The organism is Clostridium punense, from assembly GCF_017874425.1.
Classification (GTDB): domain Bacteria; phylum Bacillota; class Clostridia; order Clostridiales; family Clostridiaceae; genus Clostridium_J; species Clostridium_J punense.
In genome coordinates, this window is record NZ_JAGGLL010000029.1 from 20,148 (window position 1) to 42,481 (window position 22,334).

Annotated in this window: 15 protein-coding genes; 1 reads left to right on the top strand and 14 read right to left on the bottom strand. The window is 31.7% G+C overall.

Features of this window, described 5'->3' with window-relative positions:
• The first annotated feature begins 51 nt into the window (after positions 1-51).
• Entirely contained in the window at positions 52-1,278 is a 1,227-nt protein-coding gene (locus J2Z44_RS16140; RefSeq protein WP_021285713.1) for a S8 family serine peptidase, read from the top strand.
• A gap of 141 nt (positions 1,279-1,419) precedes the next feature.
• On the opposite strand, the gene J2Z44_RS16145 is transcribed toward J2Z44_RS16140, so the two are convergent.
• The 14 genes from J2Z44_RS16145 to fabD form a co-directional block, all read right to left on the bottom strand.
• On the bottom strand, positions 1,420-2,655 hold the full coding sequence (locus J2Z44_RS16145) for a competence/damage-inducible protein A (RefSeq protein ID WP_021285712.1): 1,236 nt from the start codon (positions 2,653-2,655) through the stop codon (positions 1,420-1,422).
• Between the two features lie 58 nt (positions 2,656-2,713).
• The gene (locus J2Z44_RS16150; RefSeq protein ID WP_021285711.1) at positions 2,714-5,641 is read right to left on the bottom strand and encodes an insulinase family protein; all 2,928 of its coding nucleotides are present in this window, start codon (positions 5,639-5,641) and stop codon (positions 2,714-2,716) included.
• A gap of 290 nt (positions 5,642-5,931) precedes the next feature.
• Positions 5,932-11,370 (bottom strand): diguanylate cyclase, encoded by a 5,439-nt coding sequence (locus tag J2Z44_RS16155; RefSeq protein WP_209649811.1) that lies wholly within the window; start codon positions 11,368-11,370, stop codon positions 5,932-5,934.
• A gap of 99 nt (positions 11,371-11,469) precedes the next feature.
• Positions 11,470-12,336 carry a type I methionyl aminopeptidase gene (gene map / locus J2Z44_RS16160; RefSeq protein ID WP_021285707.1) on the bottom strand — a complete coding sequence of 289 codons (867 nt, stop codon included), beginning with the start codon at positions 12,334-12,336 and terminating at the stop codon, positions 11,470-11,472.
• A 423-nt stretch (positions 12,337-12,759) separates the two neighbouring features.
• Positions 12,760-13,413: an amidase domain-containing protein gene (locus J2Z44_RS16165; RefSeq protein WP_209649813.1), complete on the bottom strand. Its 654-nt coding sequence runs from the start codon at positions 13,411-13,413 to the stop codon at positions 12,760-12,762.
• A 143-nt stretch (positions 13,414-13,556) separates the two neighbouring features.
• A complete protein-coding gene (locus J2Z44_RS16170) occupies positions 13,557-14,432 on the bottom strand; it encodes a DegV family protein (RefSeq protein WP_021285705.1) in 876 nt (291 codons plus the stop codon).
• A gap of 446 nt (positions 14,433-14,878) precedes the next feature.
• Positions 14,879-15,706 (bottom strand): acetyl-CoA carboxylase carboxyltransferase subunit alpha, encoded by an 828-nt coding sequence (locus J2Z44_RS16175; protein ID WP_021285704.1) that lies wholly within the window; start codon positions 15,704-15,706, stop codon positions 14,879-14,881.
• A 28-nt stretch (positions 15,707-15,734) separates the two neighbouring features.
• On the bottom strand, positions 15,735-16,595 hold the full coding sequence (gene accD / locus J2Z44_RS16180; RefSeq protein ID WP_021281705.1) for an acetyl-CoA carboxylase, carboxyltransferase subunit beta: 861 nt from the start codon (positions 16,593-16,595) through the stop codon (positions 15,735-15,737).
• 417 nt (positions 16,596-17,012) lie between these two features.
• On the bottom strand, positions 17,013-18,356 hold the full coding sequence (locus J2Z44_RS16185) for an acetyl-CoA carboxylase biotin carboxylase subunit (protein WP_021281706.1): 1,344 nt from the start codon (positions 18,354-18,356) through the stop codon (positions 17,013-17,015).
• 23 nt (positions 18,357-18,379) lie between these two features.
• Positions 18,380-18,817: a 3-hydroxyacyl-ACP dehydratase FabZ gene (gene fabZ, locus J2Z44_RS16190; RefSeq protein WP_021281707.1), complete on the bottom strand. Its 438-nt coding sequence runs from the start codon at positions 18,815-18,817 to the stop codon at positions 18,380-18,382.
• Between the two features lie 9 nt (positions 18,818-18,826).
• Positions 18,827-19,336: an acetyl-CoA carboxylase biotin carboxyl carrier protein gene (gene accB / locus J2Z44_RS16195; protein WP_021281708.1), complete on the bottom strand. Its 510-nt coding sequence runs from the start codon at positions 19,334-19,336 to the stop codon at positions 18,827-18,829.
• 2 nt (positions 19,337-19,338) lie between these two features.
• The gene (gene fabF, locus J2Z44_RS16200; RefSeq protein WP_021281709.1) at positions 19,339-20,577 is read right to left on the bottom strand and encodes a beta-ketoacyl-ACP synthase II; all 1,239 of its coding nucleotides are present in this window, start codon (positions 20,575-20,577) and stop codon (positions 19,339-19,341) included.
• Between the two features lie 17 nt (positions 20,578-20,594).
• Positions 20,595-21,335, bottom strand: a complete 741-nt coding sequence (gene fabG, locus J2Z44_RS16205) for a 3-oxoacyl-[acyl-carrier-protein] reductase (RefSeq protein ID WP_021281710.1) — start codon at positions 21,333-21,335, stop codon at positions 20,595-20,597.
• 60 nt (positions 21,336-21,395) lie between these two features.
• The gene (gene fabD / locus J2Z44_RS16210; protein ID WP_021281711.1) at positions 21,396-22,334 is read right to left on the bottom strand and encodes an ACP S-malonyltransferase; all 939 of its coding nucleotides are present in this window, start codon (positions 22,332-22,334) and stop codon (positions 21,396-21,398) included.

Below are 22,334 nucleotides of genomic sequence, written 5' to 3' on the forward strand. Positions count from 1 at the left end.
GAGTCTCCATCATATACTAATACTAGTGTAACAATGTATTTGGAGGCTCTCATGTTATTTTTTGGTAGAAAGCTTGATCCTACATTAAAACATGCAATTTCATGTAGTTTATATAATAGCTATAGAGTAATAATTCAATATAAATCACTTAAAGACAATATAGAAAAAAAGGTAAAATCCCTTAGAGGAAAAATAATTTTTACCATTCCCTCAGTTAAGTGCATTACTGCAGTTATGAATGGAAGCTCCATTAAGAGATTAATTGAATTACCTGAAGTTCGCCATGTTGCCTTAGATGATTTTGCTCAGCTTTGTAGCAGACCCCTTTTATCTGCTAATGGAATCTCTCTTCAAAGTAGCTCCACCATATTAAAAGGGGATTATAATTTAACTGGTAATGGGGTTGGTGTAGGTATCATTGATAGTGGGGTTTTTCCTCATCCTGATCTTTTAAATCCTAGGAATAAAGTTAAAAAGTTTATGGACTTATTGAATGGCTATAATTATCCCTATGATGATAATGGTCATGGAACCCTTATAGCTGGTCAAATTTGTGGCAGCGGTCATGGATCAAAGGATAAAAATAGAGGAATTGCGTTAAATAGTCACATAGTAATGGTAAAAGCTTTTGATAAATTAGGAAGAGCATATATATCAACTACTTTGCTTGCTCTGGAAGCTTTGTATAATGATATTGATGAATTTAACATAAAGGTTTTATGCCTTCCTTTTGAAACCTTTAATATGTCATCTTTCATTCTTTCTCTATATGATAAACTTCTTGATAGGTTCAAGGAAAGAAATATAGTTGCTATTACTCCTGCCGGCCACAATGGCAATGATGAGGACTCTATGAAAGGCTTAGCTACTTTAACAAATGTAATTACAGTTGGAGGAATGGATACTACTTCTGTTTATACTGTGGCTTCATATTCTTCCTGTGGTTCAACTAAGGCCCTTCAAAAACCAGACTTTATTGCTGCAAGTGAAAACATTATAGGACTAGCTTGTGATACTTCTTATATTTCAGAAAGAAATGGGCTAAAAATTTATCCGTCTCACTTGAAAAACCTTTATGTGGATCGTAGTGGTACTTCTTTAGCTTGTGGTTTTGTTTCAGGGGTCTGTGCTTTGCTTTATGAACACAACATGGAATATAAGGTAGATGATATTTATGGTCTTTTAAAACACAGCTCAACTTTAATTAATGATAAAAAGTATAAGCAAGGAAATGGCCATATAAATTTAGATAACATACTTCCCAAAAAACTAAAATAGCAAGGAAAACTTCCTTGCTATTTTTTATAAGCTTTTATAAAATTTTCGAGTCCCTTTAAAATTACCTCGCTTAAGTATCTAAATATTAGCTATTTTATATAAGTTTAAAAACCTAGAATATTTTTTGATTTTTATATAAACTTATTTACTGCTTAACAGCTCACGTCTTAACATATCTAAAATAGTAATAGTAGCTCTTTGTCTTATTTTTTGCCTATCCCCGCTTAGGTTTAACTCTCTTGTAACTACTTCTCCACCATAGCAAAGTCCTATATACACAAGACCTACAGGCTTTTCCTTTGTTCCGCCACCTGGACCTGCTATTCCAGTAGTTGATAACCCAATATGAGCACCTGAGGTTTTGCATATTCCAATGGCCATTTCCTCCGCCACCTCATGACTTACCGCTCCATATTCTTTAAGAGTTTCTTCTTTTACTCCTAACCTTGAAATCTTGGCATCATTACTATAGGTTACTGCTCCTTCAAGAAAAGAAGCTGATATACCACCGTAGTTTATTAACCTTGCAGCTACCATTCCGCCAGTACAGGATTCTGCTGTAGCAATAGTTAAACCTTTTTCGGTTAGCAATTGACCTAATACTTCCTCTAAACAGGTATTTCCCTCGCCATATACATTATCTCCAAGAATTTCTCTTACCTTTGCTTCTATAGGCGCAATTAGAGCTTTTGCTTCCTCTTCATTGCTTGCTTTGGCTGTTACTCTAAAGGTTACTTCTCCTTCTTTTGCATAAGGTGCTACAGTTGGATTTTCATTGTCCAATAAGTCTCCAAGCATATCCGCAGCTGCACTTTCGCCTATTCCTATAACTCTTAAAACTTTAGATACTAGTATTTCTTTACTAAACTTTTTTAAGTATGGAATTACACTTTCCTCAAACATAGGCTTCATTTCTCTTGGCGGTCCTGGAAGCATTACAAGAACTTTATCCCCTTCCTCTATTATACAACCAGGAGCTGTTCCATTATTGTTTTTTAAAACTATAGCGTCACTTGGGAAAAAAGCTTGTTTCTTATTACTTACAGAAACTGTTCTATTAGACTTCCTAAAAACTTCCTCAATATATTTAAAAGATTCCTCATGGAGCACACTGGTTTTACCAAAATACTCAAAAGCAATTTCTTTAGTTAAATCATCCTTAGTGGGCCCAAGTCCTCCTGTTGTAATTACTAAATCTGCTCTAGTAAATGCAAGGTCATAGGCCTCCTTTAGTCTTTCTGGATTATCTCCTACCACTGATTGGTGGTATACAAATATTCCAATATCACTTAATCTTTTAGCTATGTACTGGGCATTGGTATTTACTATATCTCCAAGTAGTATTTCAGTACCCACTGCTAATATTTCACACTTCATTATAGCCCCTCCCACGTAAATGAATGCTCTAATCCTTTAAGGATTAGAGCTTATAATTTTATTTAAATACATTTTCTAAGTTGTTAAATAAATCTTTATTTTCCTTAATTTTAGCATCATTTCCAAGAACAGCAAAGTAGTTTTTGCTTACAACATCTCTTAATAGAGGTTCAAAAGCTTTAATATCCTCGGCAGTAGTTTGAAGAACTTCTTCTCTTTCCTTTAGTCTATCTTCCTTAGAAATTCCTCTTATATACATACTTACAGCCTTTTCTCCCTTCATTGAAGGTGTTAGTGGTGAATCAAGCTCGCTTACTGTTCCTATGATATATTTAGTCATTTCTCTGTCAGTAGTGTTAAAGGCTTTTATATAGTCTACCACCTTATCATAAGCATTCAAGGTTTCCTTTAAGTTTGGATCTCTATAGGATACAAAAGCAAGATTACCACTTCTTACTAAGTTTGCAAAACCACCATAAGCTCCACCTTGAACACGCACTCTATTCCATAGATAATCAAGACTCATAATAGTTTTTAACACTAATAACTTACCGCTATATTCGTATCCAAGCTTTTTAAAGTTATAGCCTTTAGCTACATATTGAACATTAGACGGTGTTAATAGCCCCTCATTCTTAGGTTCTTCAGTAAAGTTATAGTCTTCTTTAACTACCACATTACTACTTACAGAATTTAATACTGTAGTTACACTATTTTTAAGGGCATTATATTCTTCCTCTTCTCCAGTTACAGTTACAATTAAGTTATCTTTACTAAATACAATTTTCATCACTTCATATAACTTAGAAATAACTTTATCTATATTCTCATCAAAATTTTCCTCAATGTTATTTAGGAATTTATAATACTCATAGCCACTAGTATTTTCTAGATATAAAGATGCTGGTGAGAAGTAAGAAGCAAGTCTTAAGGCTGCCACTTGATGCCCTCTGTCAATTAATCTTCCCTCTATTCTAGACTTTAACATTTGTACTATTTCTTTTATTCTCTTTTTATCTTCAAACACTGTGCTACTGATGATTTCTCCTACTAGCTCTAAAGCTCTAGGAACCTTATCAACTACAGCTTTGCAATGTCCCTCTAGGAATGGATGATACTTAAGAACTTCCTTATCATCTCCATAAACCTCTGATTTAAAGTATATGCCACCTGTATTAATTAAAATTTCATTAGACAAATCTATATAGTTATGAGCTTTTGTATCTACCTTTCCTAATAGGTTAGATAAAAGACTAATATAAGGTATATACTCTTGTTTTATTCCCTTAGTATCAAACATAAAGCTTATATAAGCAATTTTGCTTGTGAAAGTTTCATGATGAAGAATTTTTACTCCCTCTTCTTCTTTTTCTAATATATCTAGATTTTCAACCTTTTTATCAATATCTTCTAAAGATAACATAGGTATAGTTTCTAGAATTTCTTCAGAATCTGGAGTTGTTTGTCTTTCAATCAAGGACTTAGTTCTTCTTACTATTTCTTCTAAACTTTCTTCACTTAAGCTTTCTTTATATTTTATAAGCTTTTCCTCAAGAGCCTTTTCTTTTTCTTCTGCTAAACCCTTTTTAGGTTTTAATATTAAAAGAGAAGAATGGCTATTGTTTAAAATATACTTTTTAATTAACTCTTCAAAGTAATTAGAAGTAAGTGCTGTCTTCATTTTCTTTATAGTTTCTTCATATTTTAAATGCATTAATGGGCACTCATCATATAACCAACTATCCATAGCTGTTATATAGTAAAATAACCCTTTGGGGAAACCTTGAAGGTCAGCTTCTCTTAGCTTGAATTCAGTTATATTAATACAAGCTTCTATTAGCTTTTTGTCTATACCCTTATTAACTAAGTCATTTAAAGTATTTAAAACTATATTTTTAAACTCTTCTTTTTTATTTTCTTCACTATTTTTTACTACAACACTGAACACAGGTTGTAGTATTCCATTATCGAAACTTCCGTAAACGTCCTTACCTATACCAGCATCTAAAAGTGCCTTTTTAAGTGGTGCTCCTTGAGTTTCAAGAAGTAAGTACTCTATAATTTCTAGGGCAAGATGAATTTCTGGGTCTGTAGATTTTCCTGTAACAAAGTTTAAAGCTAAGAAAGTTTTTTCCTTATCATTGTCTTCCTTAGAAATTGAATACTCCTCCACAATTTCCTTCATTTGATGGAACGGCTTTTGAATTTTTATTTCTGAATCTATAGTTTTAGCATCAAAATTACGTAAATAGTTATCGTTAATGAAAGTTAAAGCATCATTTAAATCTAAATCTCCATATAATAGGATATAGCTATTGGATGGGTGGTAATATTTTGTATGGAACCCTATAAACTCTTCTTGACTTAAGTCTGGTATAAATTCTGGATCTCCACCTGATTCAAAACCATAGGTGTTATCTGGAAAAAGAGTCTCCTGAATTTTTCTCATTAACACACCCTCTGGTGAGGAGAAAGCTCCTTTCATCTCGTTATAAACAACACCCTTATATTTTAAGTCATCTTCTTTATTCTCTAGTTCATAATGCCATCCTTCTTGCATTAGTATCTCTGGTTGACTATATATGTTTGGATAAAACACTGCATCTAAGTACACATCCATTAAGTTGAAAAAGTCCTTTTCATTTTTACTTGCTAGTGGATATATAGTTTTATCTCCAAAAGTCATGGCATTTAAAAAGGTATTAAGAGAACCCTTTATAAGTTCCACAAAAGGCTCCTTAGTTGGAAACTTTCTTGAACCACAAAGCACACTATGCTCAATGATATGAGCAACCCCTGTACTGTCTTGTGGTGGTGTTCTAAACCCTATAGAAAATACTTTGTTGTCATCATCATTTTCTAAATGTAAAAGTCTTGCACCACTTTTTTCATGTTCAAATACTCTAGCTACTGAATTAATTTCTTCAATGTGTTCTTCATGCTTTAAATTAAAGCCATGATATAGACCACCTATCTTATACTCCATAATTATCCTCCTAACTGATAATTTAAGGCATCTAAAAATAAACAAGTTAAAGACACAAAATAGACGAGTATATTAACTTATTTATTTTTTCACTATGCCTAACCTATTAATATCTTATTAAATCATATATCTATATATTACCTAAGTAGGTTAAACCTATGCAAAGTTATAGGAATAGTGTTATAAAAAATAGGACATTAAATGTCCTATTTTGCATTTACATTAAATAATGGTCAAGCACATTTTGTTCAATGGCTTTGGAGGAAAATTTAACTCCTTCCAAGGTATCGTTAAAGTATTGTAGTAATAATTTTCCCTAAAGTACTTACAAAGTTAAGCTCATCTCCATTAAATTCTTTTATCTCAGAGGATACTGATAGGTATAGCACGGCTAAAACCGTATCTCCCTTTTTAAGTGGAATTACCATAAGAGATTTCCATTCTGGAATTACTGCTAAAGAATCGTATTCACTTATATTATCCCAGTCTATTGAACATACATTTTCTCCAGAAGCTATGGAATTGTATATTATACTTTCATTGAAGTTATCTAAAGAACCCCAATTTGGAGAAAATTGTTTTCTTACAAAGGTTTGACTTATATTGTTATCTTCAACCAAGAATAATCCTATACTCTCAGCTTCTGCAATTTCTATAATCTTACCTAAAATTCCATATATCTTATCTTCAAAGGACTTGCTTTCATTAACTAAATCTACAACCTCAATTAATGTGGAAACATTTCTAAAATCTCCATTAGTACTTCCAGTAAGAATACCACTTAACTTATTTGTGGTATTTCCTTTAAGAGAATAATTTTCATTCCAAACCTTAAAGATATTTCTGCCACTATTTTTAGCCGCATAAAGAGCTTGGTCTGCCCTTTCAATTAACTCTTCATAAACCACTGTATGATAAGGGTAATTTGATATTCCAAGACTTATGGTAACGTCTCTTTTATCCCCTAGTATTTTTTCTTGCTGAATCTTTATTCTAATCTTTTCTGCTACCTCTTTAGCACCTTCTATGCCTGTATCTGGTAGAATCACAATAAACTCTTCTCCACCATATCTTCCAATCATGTCAGTTGATCTGATATTGTTTATGATTACCTCACAGACTCTTTGAAGAACTTTATCTCCCATTCTATGTCCAAAGGTATCATTTACATCCTTGAACTTATCTATATCAACCATAATTAAGGAAAATTGAGAACTAAGCTCACTTGCCCTTTCTATCTCATTTTGAATGGATTTTTCAAGCTGCTTTCTAGTGAAGGCTCCTGTTAACTTATCAATAGTAGAACTAATCTTAATATTATGCTTATCAATAACAATCCCTAACAACTTGCTAACTCTAACACACTCCTGCAAAGAGTCTTCATTTATATTATTAAGTATTCTTTCTGATTCAACATAAATGTACCCCAGAACACTATCATTGTAATAGTATCCATCTGAATTTCTTTTGTATTCACTAACACTTCCTACTTTAGCATCCATTGTTATAGGAATACACATAGTCCCTCTTACATTACTACTAGAAATTCTACAGCTTTTAAGATTTAACCCCTCTAGAAAGTTCTCTTTATTTATAATAGGTTTTAAAGAATCTCTGCATCTTTGAATTATACTCAAATCTCTTGGTAGCTCATTATCTCCATTACTACTTACTAAAGCTTCAAACTTCTTATCTTTTTCTACAATAATGCTAGCTTTTGTTGCTAAAGTAGTATAGCAAATATATTGAACAATAAGTTCCATATTACTGATGCTGTTGTAGCCTAGCTTGCTTATTAATCCTTCTATTCCTTGAATATCTTCACCTAATGAGAAAGACCACAGCTTCTTTAAGGATTTTATGAAGCTTTTATTCTTTAAAATTTTATTATTATTTAAGTAATTAAATAATACCTCAATATCAGCTTCACTAGTTAGGGAAATGGAACTTGCATTTATTTTTGAAAACAACTTTCCAGTTTCAAAATAGTTTTCAATATCAATAAACCTTAAGAAAGGCTTAGCCATATTATTGTTATTTATAAAATTAATTCTATACTCCTTTGGAACTTGAAGAACTAAATCAGAGACTAAGCCACAAGCTTCAAAATAATAAGTGGCAGCATAGGAATATTCCCTATTATTAAAGTAATAGTTACCTATCTCTGAATATATTTTCCATAGGACTTGAGCTTGTTCATGCTTTTTGCATAAATCTATAGCCTTAGTCATATTCTCTATATTGAACTTATTGTATAAAGCACTTTCAACATATAGCCTATTACAAACTACCCTACTATTGTTGCTAGTTAATCCTTCACTTTCGATAAATTCGCATACACTCTTAGCTTCCTTTATCTCATTAGCATCTAATAAAACCATAACACTCTCATATAGGATACTTAGCTTTTCGTCAATATTAGTAATATTTTTGCTTATGTCTATTATTTTCTTAGAAATATTTTTGCCCTTACATCTGTTGTTAGCTAGATCATTAAATACTTCTAACACATCTAGTTCCCACTTTAATATTGAGTCTGAGTTTTCATATATCTGTCTTGCCTTTCCTATATACTTATCAGCTTTTTCACTATCACCAAACAAGAAATTAATCCTAAAGGCTAATAAATAATAAGGTCCAACCTCCTGCCCTTGGTTTGGCCATTTTTCTAACTGTTCACCACAAAGTATATAGTATCTATATGCTTCTCCATAATTTCCAAACTTATAATAGATACTAGCTAGGTAGGTATAATCATAGAAAATCATATTAGTATAATCATATTGTTTTGCCTTGCTAATGGCTTTCAAAAAATAATTATAAGAAGTGTCGTATTCCTGGAGCATATAATAAGTAAACCCAATATTACTTAAGGCTATTATTTCATTATATATATCATTTTCTTCTCTGCTTAGCTCGTAGACTTGTTTAAAATAATTAATTGCTTCTTTGTTATCTTGAAGATAATCACTATAAATTACCCCCAAATTATTCATACACCTTATTATACCGTTATTGTAATTAGTTTCATAACACTGTTCTAGACAATGATTTATATTTTTCAACGCATCATCAATCTCACTATTAACAATTAAAAGATTACATAAGTATGTATTAAATACCACCTTATACTTAATGTGTTGCCCTGCACAAAGAGCTATTCCGTCCATGCAAGCTTTATAAACTTCATCATACCTCTGTTCAGAGAAATACTTCTGGCAAAGAACTTTTAAATAATTTAGAGTTCCCTCCTTATAGTTCACAAGATCTAATAAATCTTTAACTCTATCTATATAGAAATTTACCTTGTCCTTATTACTAGTAGAAACAATAATCTCTAATACCTTAAATATTATATCTATTTGTTGTTTTTTAAGACTGTATTGCTCTGCTATTTTTTCTCCCTTATGATAATAGTTTAAGGCTTCAGTTCTATTTCCCTCCTCTAAATAAAGGTCTGCTATTCTTAGCAATAGGTTTAACTTATTTGTACTTGAGTAATTGTCATACTCTAAAACCTCTTCATCTAATAGTTTTGTAGCTTTAGAAAGACTTCTTATTGCCTCTTCCCTATTCTTTAGGGTTATCATTATGTCGGCACTTTCCATATAATAATATAGCAGTTTATTATGTTGCTCTGACTTTTCTAAGTGATAAATTAATTCATTTAGAAAACCATTATTACTTTCTTCATAATATTTCCCTAGTATTTCTGAAGCTAATTTGTGCTTTTTCTTCTTCTCCTCTTTATCTATACTTTCATAGATATATGCTTTTAAAAATCTATTATAGAAATCATAAACAAAACCTCTATCTTCTATCTTTCTGCATAGCAATCCCTTAATTATAAGATTATCAATTATAACTGAAATTTTCTGTATATCCTCATCAATAAATTCCCTCATAATTTCAAGAGAAGTAGGGTTTTCAAAGATAGCAATAGTTGAAAGAATCTCCCAAGATGTTGAATCTAGCTTGTCTACTTGGTTTTTATAAGCTTCATACATACTTTTAGGAAGGAAAAACTCTTCATCATCTATCTTATACCATCTTCCATCAATTTCATTTATATAAATCATCTTTCTACTAAAGATATCCTTTATAGTTTCTTCTATAAATAAAGGATTACCTTTGGTATGCTTATACACGACCTCTGGAAGCTTTATTGAAATATCTAAAGTATTTAAAACTTGTTTTAGCATAATTCCTATTTGTTCACTGCTTAGTGGTTTTAATAAAAACTCAAGCTTTACAATATCTCTTACACTTTGTAGAAATTCCATGAATTTTTTATTTTCCAAGCACTCACCATCTCTATAAGATAGCAAAATCATGATTTTAGATCCTTTATTATACTTGCTGATCAAATAAAGAAAAAAGTCTATGGTAAATTCATCAGCCTTATCTATATCATCTATTATAATAACTCCTTGTTTTTCATAGAAGAACTCTCCCATAAAAGAAGCTATTTTATTTATAATTTTATATTTTTCCTTAGTTCCCTTTAAGGGGGCAACTGTTGCTACATTTTTCTTTTCCCCAACCTCTGGAACAAACTTTACAAGCTCTAAGGCATATTTATTTACTAATTCCTTTGAGGCTATTGGAATAATCTGCCTTAATATATCCACAAGAGGCTTATTAGAGTACTTATTATTAATCTTTTCATTGTTAAAAGAGCTAAAAACATAATCTTCTTTCAAGGATAAAATATATTGTATATGTCTTAATAATCTAGTCTTGCCAATACCAACTTCTCCGTGTATTGTAGTAACTTTTTTAATTGAGTCATACTTAAATATGGAATCTTTGATAGCTAATATAGAGGATACTTCTTCTTCTCTTCCAATCATTCTTATATCAAAATTTAGTTTTTCTAACTCATTCTTTTCGTACAACTTATAGTTTGTACCATATATGCAGTTTATACTTTCTATGATTTCTCCTACATTTTTATATCTATTTTTAGACTCAAAATCCACCATTTTTTGTATTATAGTGCACAATCTTTTACAGAAGACCTCTTTATATTCATTAACTCCTCCACTTTGAAAATTATTAATAATTTCAATGATTTGCCTATTATCCTTGTATAATTCTTTGCTCTTTAAGGCTAAAATTATGAGAATTACACCTAAAGAATATATTTGAGATGAAAGAGTTAAACTTTCATCCTCAATATACTCAGGTGCATTAAATAGGTTTACAAGTTCCATTTCAGTGCTAAATTCACTTTTCTCTAGTTCTAAAGTTATAATATCTTTTAGTTTTATATTAAAATCTTTATCTTTTATATAAATATTATCAATAGTTAACTCATTATAAGGATTCCCTGATATCCAAAAGTAATTTATAGCTTTACAAATGTTTGTAAAATAATATATTAAGCTTATATCTTTTACTCTATGACTACTGTTTAATATTTTTTCCTTTTCTTCGATAAATTCTGTAGTATAGTAGTAGGTTCTATAATAGGATTTTTTATTATCTACTTGTTTTACTATGCCAAATTCAATAACTTCTACCATGTAGGGATTATTTATACTTCCTAAGCTTTCAAAGTTTATAGTACAAAATTCAATAAACTCCTTAGGTACATGTTTTGAATTGAGAATATAGAGTTTGACAGTATTAAAGCTTTTTTGCATATCTATAGCTTCATAAACTGAGCATAATCTATTGTGTTTTAAATTATTTACAATTCTATACCTGTTGTTAATAATCTCCAACCTACTCAACCCCTCCACATGTATATACCCTAAAAATATTTTACCATAGATAATTGAAAAAATAAACTATATTACCATATTTTCTATTATTTTACTTTTTTATGTTAGAATTTCATATCCCTTTTCTGTAACCCTTATAGTGTGTTCCCACTGTGCGGATAAAGCTCCATCTGTTGTAATAGCTGTCCATTCATCCTCTAATACAGTAGTTTCTGGTTTTCCTACGTTTATCATCGGTTCTATAGTAAATACCATATTTGGAAGCAATATCATTCCTTCTCCTTTTTTACCCAGATGTGGTACAAAGGGCTCTTCATGAAATTCATTTCCAATTCCATGTCCACCATAGTCATATACTACTGAGTATCCATGACTTTCAGCATGGCTTTGAATTGCATATCCAATATCCCCTAGTGTATTGTAAGGTTTTACTTGCTCTATTCCTAAATCTAAGCATTCCTTAGCTACCCTAACTAAATCTTCAGCTTCTTTAGATGCATTTCCTATAATGTAAGTTCTGTTAGAATCTCCATAGTAACCATCTAAGATGCATGTTACATCTACGTTCACAATGTCACCATCTTTTAAAATTTTGTCTTCACTAGGAATTCCATGGCAAACTACTTCATTTACTGATACACAAGTGCTTTTAGGAAAACCATGATATCCTAATGGTGCTGGATAAGCTCCATGTTCTACCGTGTAATCATGAACCCACTTATTAATTTCTTCTGTGGTAATACCAGCTTTAATTCTTTCTCCCACCATATCTAATATTTCATGAGTTAATTTGCAACTCTTTCTTATACCTTCTATATCCTCTTCGCTTTTAATACTTTCTCTTGGAATTTCATATCCTACCTTCGCTTCTAACTTAGTGATAAACTCATCCTGCTCCATATGGCACTTTTTATACTTCTTACCACTTCCACACCAACACAAATCATTTCTATTTATCTTATCCATCTTATTTCCTCCGTAATTATGCTATTAAATACTATTAGTATTCTTCTTAACGCTTCTTAATATTAAAAATTTATTATGTAGCTAATTTGTTTAACAACTAAAAACATTTTTAAGCAAAAAGTGTATGTACTTATTATCAATAATTTAAATTTATCAATATTTGCAACATGAAAAATTAATTTACTCTTATTGATATATAGAATGGTGTAAAGATACTGAATAAGTATCTTTAATTGTCTTTTGCACTCTCTTTAATATAAGTTGCTTAAAATTCTCTTATAATGTAAGAATAATATTGAAACTTATATATTAATTTTATTAACTATATTTAGAGTACCGAAACTTTGCTATTACAAATATATTATAGTACAATATATGGTAAAACACAAAAAATATAAGATGGAGCTTTCTCCATCTTATATTTTAGAAGTGATATATATAAATATACCTGTTAGCTTTATTCTGTAATAGTTTTAAGTATTCATATAATGACACATTTTTTCTGTTAGCAGTATGCTGAGCAACAAATAAATCATATCTGTTAAGAGCTACATTAAATTCCTTTGCATGTACTACCTGAGAATGGTAGGGATAATTATTTTTTTTAGGATCTCCATATTGAATTACATCCCCAACTTCTAGATAATCATATAATTCCTGAAAGTTTGTAAGAGCATCTAATACAATAAGTTCCCTATATTCTCTTGCTGCATTTCTTCCAATTCCATTTTCATTACCCCAATACTTTCTAAAGTACCTAGCACTTCTCCAAGTTAATGATATTTTAGTTAAATCTTTAGCATCCTTAGTATAGCAAAACCAATGGTTAAAATTTGTATAATCTCGCCCCCTCATCATCATGCCGCCTGCTTTAAGCACCTGAGATATAAAGTTAGTACAATCATCATCCTTAAAAAGAGGATAATCCTTTGTGTTAGGGGATTCTGCATAGGCTTCAGCATAGGCCTTAGCTGCATTTCGATTATATACATTAATTTGCCTATTGATTATTTCATCATTAAGTAGAGGTTCAATTATGGCATCCTTTATGCGCTTCAATAAACTTTTTCTTTTCATAATCTACCTCCTACCTAAAATACCAATTATTTATAGTCCTTTATATTAAAATTACGTTATAAAGTTACAAAAAATAGTAGGTTACTAACTATATATGCATATTTATCAGATTTGCTAGTATTTTTCCTTGATTTTTTAAAATTTTATTCCCTTTCCTTTGCTATAAAATATAAGGATACTAATCCTGCTCCCGTATGACTTGCAACAGTTGGACCCTCGAAGTTTATAATGCATTTTTCTACATTGCCATTTTCTCTACATAACTCCTCAAGATGAAGTGCATCTTCTAGGCAATCCCCATGTACTATAGCAATCGTTTGCATTTCATTTTTATTTGTTCTTTCTATAAATTTTTCGGCTAAGGTTACAATTGCTTTTTTACGACCTCTTACTTTCATTAAAGGAGCAAGCTTTCCTTGTCTATCCATATGTAATACAGGTTTTACATTTAACAGTGTTCCTACTGCTGCTGCAGATGCAGAAATTCTTCCTCCTCGTTTAAGGTGATTTAGGTCATCTACAGTAAAATAGTGATTTATTTTTAGTTTTGTATCCTCAACAAAGGATATTATCTCATCTTTTGATTTTCCCTCTTTTATTTTTTCATAAGCCAAATAGCATAATAATCCTAATCCTAAACTTGCGCATAAAGAGTCAACTATAGTAATGTCTGCTTTAGGATATTCTTCTCTTATATTAAGTGCAGCTCTCCTTGCACTATCTACTGTTCCTGTAAGTCCAGAGGAAAGTCCGATATAGATAACTGATTTATTTTCCTGAGCTAAAGGTCTAAAAATCTCTTCAAACTTAAATACGTTAATTTGAGAAGTTGTAGGCATTTCTCCTTCCCTTAAACCCTGATAAAATTCCTTAATATCTAAAGTCTTACCAAAATCATCTTCTAAATCCATTCCCTTAAAGTGACATACTATCGGTGCACCTATAACATTTTCCTGATTAATAAAATCTAGTGGTAAGGCAGAAGCTGAATCTACCACTAAAACTATGTTCTTGTTCATATCAACCCATCTCCTTAACTTTATCATAACTACCCTTTATTCCTATAAAATTGCTCATTTATCATTTTCTACTATTTTATCACAACTTCCATATTAAGTAAAATTAATGTTTTTCAATATCCTTACCTAAATAGTTTTATAAAGATGAATTTCATTCATACTGAATAAGTTAAAATTCCATCATGTAATCCTATAATGTATTATCAAAAATTTATATAGCTTATTTTGCTATTGAAAAAATAATTAATTATATAAAAAGACCTTGAAGGTTATCCATAAATCTTCAAAGTCTTAATATAATTTTATGAAAGTTTAATTCATGCAAGGAACACAAAGGTAAAATGCTGGGTGAAAATTAACAACTTATTAAACTTAATGTGGGGCTTAATTTTTAGGTTTCTTATTTATGCATATATTAAACTTCCAATTAACAGCTTATGATAATTCTAAATTTTATCTTCAATGAATTTACCTATTTTTCTAAATTTGTAGTATCGCTTAGTAAGCAAGGATTCTATAGTTTCACCCTTAAGTCTTACTAAAGCCTCCTGTAAGTTTTTACTTATTGCCTTAGAAGCTTTTTCTAAATCTGCTTGTGCTCCTCCTAAGGGTTCCTTAATTACTCTATCTATTATCTCAAAGTTTAACAAATCCTTTGATGTTATCTTCATCTTTTCTGCGGCTTCTTTTGCCCTAGTAGCATCTTTGTAAAGTATACTTGCAAAGCCCTCTGGGGAAAGAATTGAATAAATCGAATGTTCTAGCATCCATACTTCATCAGCTACTGCAAGAGCTAAAGCTCCTCCGCTTCCACCTTCACCTATTACTATAGAAATAATTGGACATTTTAAAGAGCTCATTTCCATTAAGTTTTTAGCAATAGCCTCTCCTACGCCTCTTTCTTCTCCTTCAATTCCACAAAATGCACCTGGTGTATCTATAAAAGTTATTACTGGCCTTTTAAATTTTTCTGCTTGTTTCATTAACCTTAAGGCTTTTCTATATCCTTCTGCCTTAGGCATTCCAAAGTTTCTCGCTATATTCTCTTTTGTATTATTTCCTTTTTGAATTCCTATAATTGTTACAGGTATTCCCTTAAATTCTCCAATTCCACCTACTATAGCAGTATCATCTCCATAGTTTCTATCGCCTTTTAATTCTATGAAATTATCGAATACTTTTTCTATATAGTCTAGGGCTGTTGGTCTCGAAATTGCTCTTGCAATGTTAACCTTATCCCAGGCTGTAAGCTTTATTTTAATGTTGTTTTCCATATTCACCACTCCTATAGCAAAGGCTATACTAACTTCTATGAAGCCTTAATAGTTTTCCCAAGGTTTCTTTAAGCTCACTTCTTTTTACTATTCTATCCACAAATCCCTTCTTTTGAAGAAACTCTGCCTTTTGAAAGTCCTTTGGAAGACTTTCTTTTATGGTCTGCTCTATTACTCTTCTACCCGCAAAGCCAATTAGTGCATTTGGTTCTGACAAAATTATATCTCCTAGCATAGCAAAACTTGCCGTAACTCCACCAGTAGTTGGGTCTGTAAGTACTGTAATATAAAGAAGTCCTTTTTCATTGTGGGCTGATATAGCTGCTGAGGTTTTTGCCATCTGCATTAAAGAAAATATTCCTTCCTGCATTCTAGCGCCCCCTGAACATGTAAATATAACAATAGGGAGATTTTTTTCTGTAGCAAACTCCACTGCCCTGGTAATCTTTTCACCTACTACACTACCCATGCTTCCCATTAAAAATCTGCTATCCATTACAGCTATTACTACTGGGTTATTATTTACTTTCCCATAACCAGTAATTACAGCTTCCTCTAATTCCGTAGTCCTCTTTAGCTTCTCAATCTTTTCCTCATATCCATTAAAATCTAGTGGATTGGAACTGATAAGTCCCTTATTAATTTCTACAAAGGTTCCGATATCAATGATTTGTTCTATTCTTTCTCTTGCTGTCAATCTAAAATGATAGTTGCAAAGATTACATACCTTTTTATTTTCTTCCAAATCATTTTTATAAAGAATCTTTCCACAACCTTCACATTTTACCCACAATCCATCTGGAATGGTAGGCTTATTTTCTACAGGCTGTGGATTATTTTTCACTTCAATATAAACATTTTTTTTGAATAACCTCTTAAGCTCTAACATAAACAATACCTCACTTAGGCTATAGATATGGAACTAAGTTTGAACTTTTAATATCTCCTAGCTCCCCTAAAATATATTCCATATTAATTGTTAATTTTTTATCTTATAAGTCTATAATAGCTTTTTTCTTCATTAGGCATCTGAAAATAAATAACAAGTCAAAGATATGAAGGCTATTTTGTGTTCACAAGCAAGCTTGTGCCGACAAGGAAACAGGTTCCGCAGATAGTGGGCTATCAAAGGGTTCTGTTGACGCAGTATATCACAAAATAGATGAGCAGATTGACTTATTTATTTTCTGAAGATGCCTTACTGAAAGCCTTAAGGAATTAAACTAAATTCCTGGATAAATTAAATCCTTGCTTTGATTCCATATAGAAATATATACTTAAAATTCTTATGCTTAACTTTTATAGATTATAACTTTAATTCACTACTTATAAAACTTGTATCAAAATCACCACTAATAAATTTTTCATTTGATAAGATCTCTAGATGTAAGTCAATATTAGTATGAATTCCTTCTATGATAAATTCGCTTAAAGCTCTTTTCATTTTATTTATAGCTTCATTTCTGTCCTTGCCATGAACAATAAGCTTTCCTACCATAGAATCATATACTGGTGGTATTTTATACCCTTGATATACTCCCGAGTCTAGCCTTACTCCATTTCCTCCAGGTATTAAAAGATTTTTTATCTCCCCTGGGGATGGCATAAAGTTTTTATATGGATTTTCTGCATTAATTCTACATTCAATAGCATGGCCTCTAAGTACTATATCTTCTTGCTTAAAGCTTAAAGCTTCACCATAAGCTACTTTAATTTGTTCTTTAATTAGGTCAATACCAGTGACCATTTCAGTTACTGGATGCTCTACCTGTATCCTAGTATTCATCTCCATAAAGTAGAATTTTAAATCCTTATCTACTAAAAATTCTATAGTTCCTGCATTTTTATATCCTATAGACTTAGCAGCTCTAACTGCAGTTTCTCCCATTTCTTTTCTTAAGGCTTCAGTTAGTACTACTGAAGGCGCTTCTTCTAATACCTTTTGATTTTTCCTTTGAACAGAACATTCCCTTTCACCAAGGTAAACCACATTTCCATAGCTATCTCCAATTATTTGGATTTCTACATGCCTTGGTTTTTCAACAAACTTTTCTATATACATAGAATCATCATTAAAGGAGGCTTTAGCTTCTGTTCTTGCAGTATTAAATTCCTTTATAACATTCTCAGCATCTCTTACAATTCTAATGCCCTTTCCACCACCACCGGCAGAAGCTTTTATCATTATAGGATAACCTATAGAGTTTGCAATTTTTAAGGCCTCTTTTTCATCTTTTACAATTCCCTTAGAGCCTGGCACTACTGGAACCTTAGCTCCTACCATTATCTCTTTAGCCTTAGATTTATTTCCCATGTTTTCTATATTATCTGAAGATGGCCCAATGAATTTGATATTACATTCTTCACACATCTTTGCAAACTTTGAGTTCTCTGATAAGAATCCAAAGCCGGGATGTATAGCTTCAGCACCTTTTAAAATTGTAGCACTTAATATATTTTTTTCATTTAAATAACTATCTCTTGAAGGTGCAGGACCTACACAAACTGCTTCATCTGCTAACTGTGTATGGAGTGCATCTTTATCTGCTTCTGAATAAATAGCAACGGTTTGTATTCCCATTTCTCTACAAGCTCTAATTATTCTAACGGCTATTTCTCCTCTATTTGCAATTAATATCTTTTTAAACATACTATTACCATCCTAAATTAAAATTACATTCCCACAGCAAAAGTAAGTTCACACTCACAAGCAACTTCTCCATCTACTGTAGCTAATGCCTTGCCAATTCCAACAGGACCTTTCATTTTTATAATTTCAACCTGCAATTTCAAGGTATCTCCTGGAACTACTTTCTTTCTAAATCTGGCTTCTTTGATACCTCCAAAGTAAGCTATTTTACCTCTGAACTTTTCTGAATGTAACAGTGCTACTGCTCCAACTTGAGCTAATGCCTCTACTATTATTACTCCTGGAAGCACTGGCTCCTGTGGAAAATGTCCTTGAAAGAAATACTCATTCATGGTTACATTTTTATATCCAATTGCACTCTTACCACTTTCTAAAGATTCAATATAGTCAACGAATAAGAAAGGGTATCTATGAGGTATGATTTCTTGTATTTGTTTTATATCTAACGCAACATTTTTCATAATTATCTCCTAAAGCTTTACTTTAAATAGAGGTTCACCATACTCTACCATTTGGCCATTTTTGCATAATACCTCTACTATAGTCCCCTCTATTTCGCTTTCTATTTCATTCATAAGCTTCATAGCTTCAACTATGCAAAGTACATTTCCTTTGTTAACCTTGTCACCAGACTTTACATAAGGCTCAGAGTTTTCACTTGGTGATGAGTAGAAAGTTCCAACCATTGGAGATTTAACTGTATATAAGTTTTCATCTTCAACTTCCTTCTTAACAGCTTCTCCATCTCCTTGCATAAAAGAACTTACTTCTTCATTACTTACACTTGCTCTATTATCTGAAGCCACAATTAATTCTTTTCCTTCTGTATAGCTGGATTTATCTACGGTTGTTTCACTTAAAACTACCTTAGCAGAGTTTTTGCTCATTTTTATCTTAATTTCATTTGTTTCAATTTCAAGTTCTTTTACTGTAGAATCACTTAGTGCTTTTATAAGATTTTCTATAGCTTTATAATCCATGATTATTCCTCCCACTTCTTGAATAGTAATGTGGCATTATGTCCTCCAAATCCTAAGGAGTTAGACATAGCATACTTAAGCTGAGCCTTTCTTCCTACATTTGGTACATAATCAAGGTCACACTCTTCATCCTTCTCAATAAGACCTATAGTTGGTGGAATAAAACCTTCTTGAAGTGATTTAACACAAACAATAGCTTCAACAGCTCCTGCTGCTCCTAAAAGATGGCCAATCATTGACTTTGTAGAACTCACTGGAACTTCATAAGCTTTTTCTTTAAAAAGATTTTTTATTGCTATAGTTTCAAACTTATCATTGTATGGAGTACTTGTTCCATGAGCATTTATATATGAAACTTCTTCTAAGTTTATTTTTGCTTCCTTTACAGCAAGCTCCATAGCTTTTCTTGCACCTTCACCATCATTAGCTGGCTGAGTTATATGGTAAGCATCACAGGTAGTTCCATAACCCACTATTTCACCATATATTTTTGCATTTCTTTTTTGAGCATGTTCTAAGCTTTCAAGAATTAATATTCCTGCACCTTCTCCCATAACAAATCCATTTCTTTCTTTGTCAAATGGAATAGAAGCTCTTTTAGGATCTTCACTTCTGCTTAATGCTGTTAGTGATGTAAATCCTGCCACTGCTGTTTCAGTAATAGGTGCTTCACAGCCCCCTGCAATCATGATATCTGCTCTATCTGCTTTTATCATTTCAAAAGCTTCACCAATACTGTTAGTTCCTGTAGCACACGCAGTAACTACTGAAAGGCAAGGGCCTTTTGCATTATATTTTATTCCAATATGTCCACTAGCAATATTGGCAATCATCATTGGTACCATAAATGGAGAAACCCTATTAGGTCCCTTAGTTAAAAGCTTGCTATGTTCATTCTCTAGAGTGTATAATCCTCCAATCCCTGAACCTACTACTATACCAAATCTTTCTGATTCCACTGAGTTAACATCGAGCTTTGAATCCTTTATAGCTTCTTCACTAGCTACCATGGCATATTGAGTGTATTTATCCATTCTTTTAATTTCTTTTTTATCTATTGCAACTTCTGGATTAAAGTCTTTAACTTCAGCAGCTAATTTCACCTTAAAATTTTCAGTATTTATAGTTTTAATAAAGTCAATTCCGCAAACTCCATTTTTAACTCCATCCCAAAAGGTATTTACATCGTTACCTATAGGAGTCATAGCTCCCATGCCTGTAATTACAACTCTTTTTCCCATTTTACTTCCTCCTAATCCTACATTACCATTCCGCCATCAACATGAACAACTTGACCTGTAATATAACTTGCCATATCTGAGGCTAGAAACACAGCAAGATTTGCTACATCCTCACCTTTTCCAAAAGCCTTAAGTGGTATGCTATTAAGCATTGTTTCCTTAACCTTATCACTTAAAACCTCTGTCATATCACTTTCAATAAAACCCGGTGCTATAGCATTTACTGTTATGCCTCTGGAACCAACTTCTTTAGCAAGGGATTTAGTAAAGCCTATTACTCCAGCTTTGGATGCTGCATAATTTGCCTGCCCAGCATTTCCAATAACACCTACTACTGAGGAAATATTTATTATTCTTCCTCCCTTAGCCTTTATCATTTTAGAAATTACCGCTTTAGAAGTATTAAAAGTTCCTTTAAGGTTTGTATTTATAACTGAATCAAAATCTTCTTCCTTCATTCTCATGAATAATCCATCTTTAGTTATTCCAGCATTGTTAACTAAAATATCTATAGAATTGAATTCCTCTATAGTGACATTGATAAGTTTTTCCGCATCCTCGAACTTACTAATATCACCTTTAACCTTTATAGCTCTTACTCCATAGGCTTCAATTTCCTTAGCTAAACTATCTGCAAGTTCTTCATTGCCTCTATAATTAATAACTACATTAGCTCCATTTTTAGCAAAAGCTAATGCTATTTCTCTGCCAATTCCTCTACTTGCTCCTGTGATAACTGCATTTTTCCCTTTTAACATAATCTACTCTCCTATAATGTAATTATTAAGCCATAAACAAATTTAATCATCAAAAATAATCTATTTCTCTACTAAAGCTTCTAAAGCCTTATTTAAGGATGCCACATCTTCCACGTTATAAACATTTAAGCTTCTGTTTATTTTCTTTACAAAGCCACTTAATGCTTTTCCAGGCCCCACTTCTATAAAAGTATCTACACCTTCATTTATCATGGTATTTATAGATTTTTCCCATTGTACAGAATTTTTAACTTGATTTTTTAATATATCTTTTAAATTCTCTACACTTTCAAGAATATCTCCAGTTAAGTTTGGTATAAAGGTTACACTAAAAGTTTTAAAATCTACCATATCTAATTCTTTTCTTAACTTATTAGAAGCATTTTCTAATAATTCTGTATGAAAAGCTCCACTAACAGGAAGTTTTATAATTTTCTTAGCACCTTTCTCACTTAAAAGTTCTATAGCCTTGTTTAAAGGTTCCATTTCCCCGGCAATAACAATTTGTCCTGGACAATTGTAGTTTGCTATAGAAATTACCCCTAAATCTTTACACAAATTACAAACCTGTTGAATAACTTCTTCTGAAACTCCTAAAACTGCAGCCATCTCTCCCTTATTCTTCTCACTATCTTCCCTCATGAATCTTCCTCTTTTTTCTACTAAGCTTAAGGCATCTTCAAAAGAAAGAGCTCCACTTGCAACAAGAGCTGAGTATTCACCAAGACTTAATCCTGCTACTAGAGAAGGATTAATGTTATGTTTTTTTAGAACTTCTAAAGCTGCTATGGAAGTAGTTAATATAGCAACTTGAGTATTATCTGTACTAGTTAATTCTTCAATTGGTCCTTGAAAACAAAGGTTAGATATATTTCTTCCTAAGATCTCATCAGCCTTATTAAATACTTCCCTTGCTTCAGAAAAATTATCATATAATTCTTTTCCCATGCCTACATACTGTGCTCCTTGACCTGGGAATACAAATCCAACTTTTCTCAT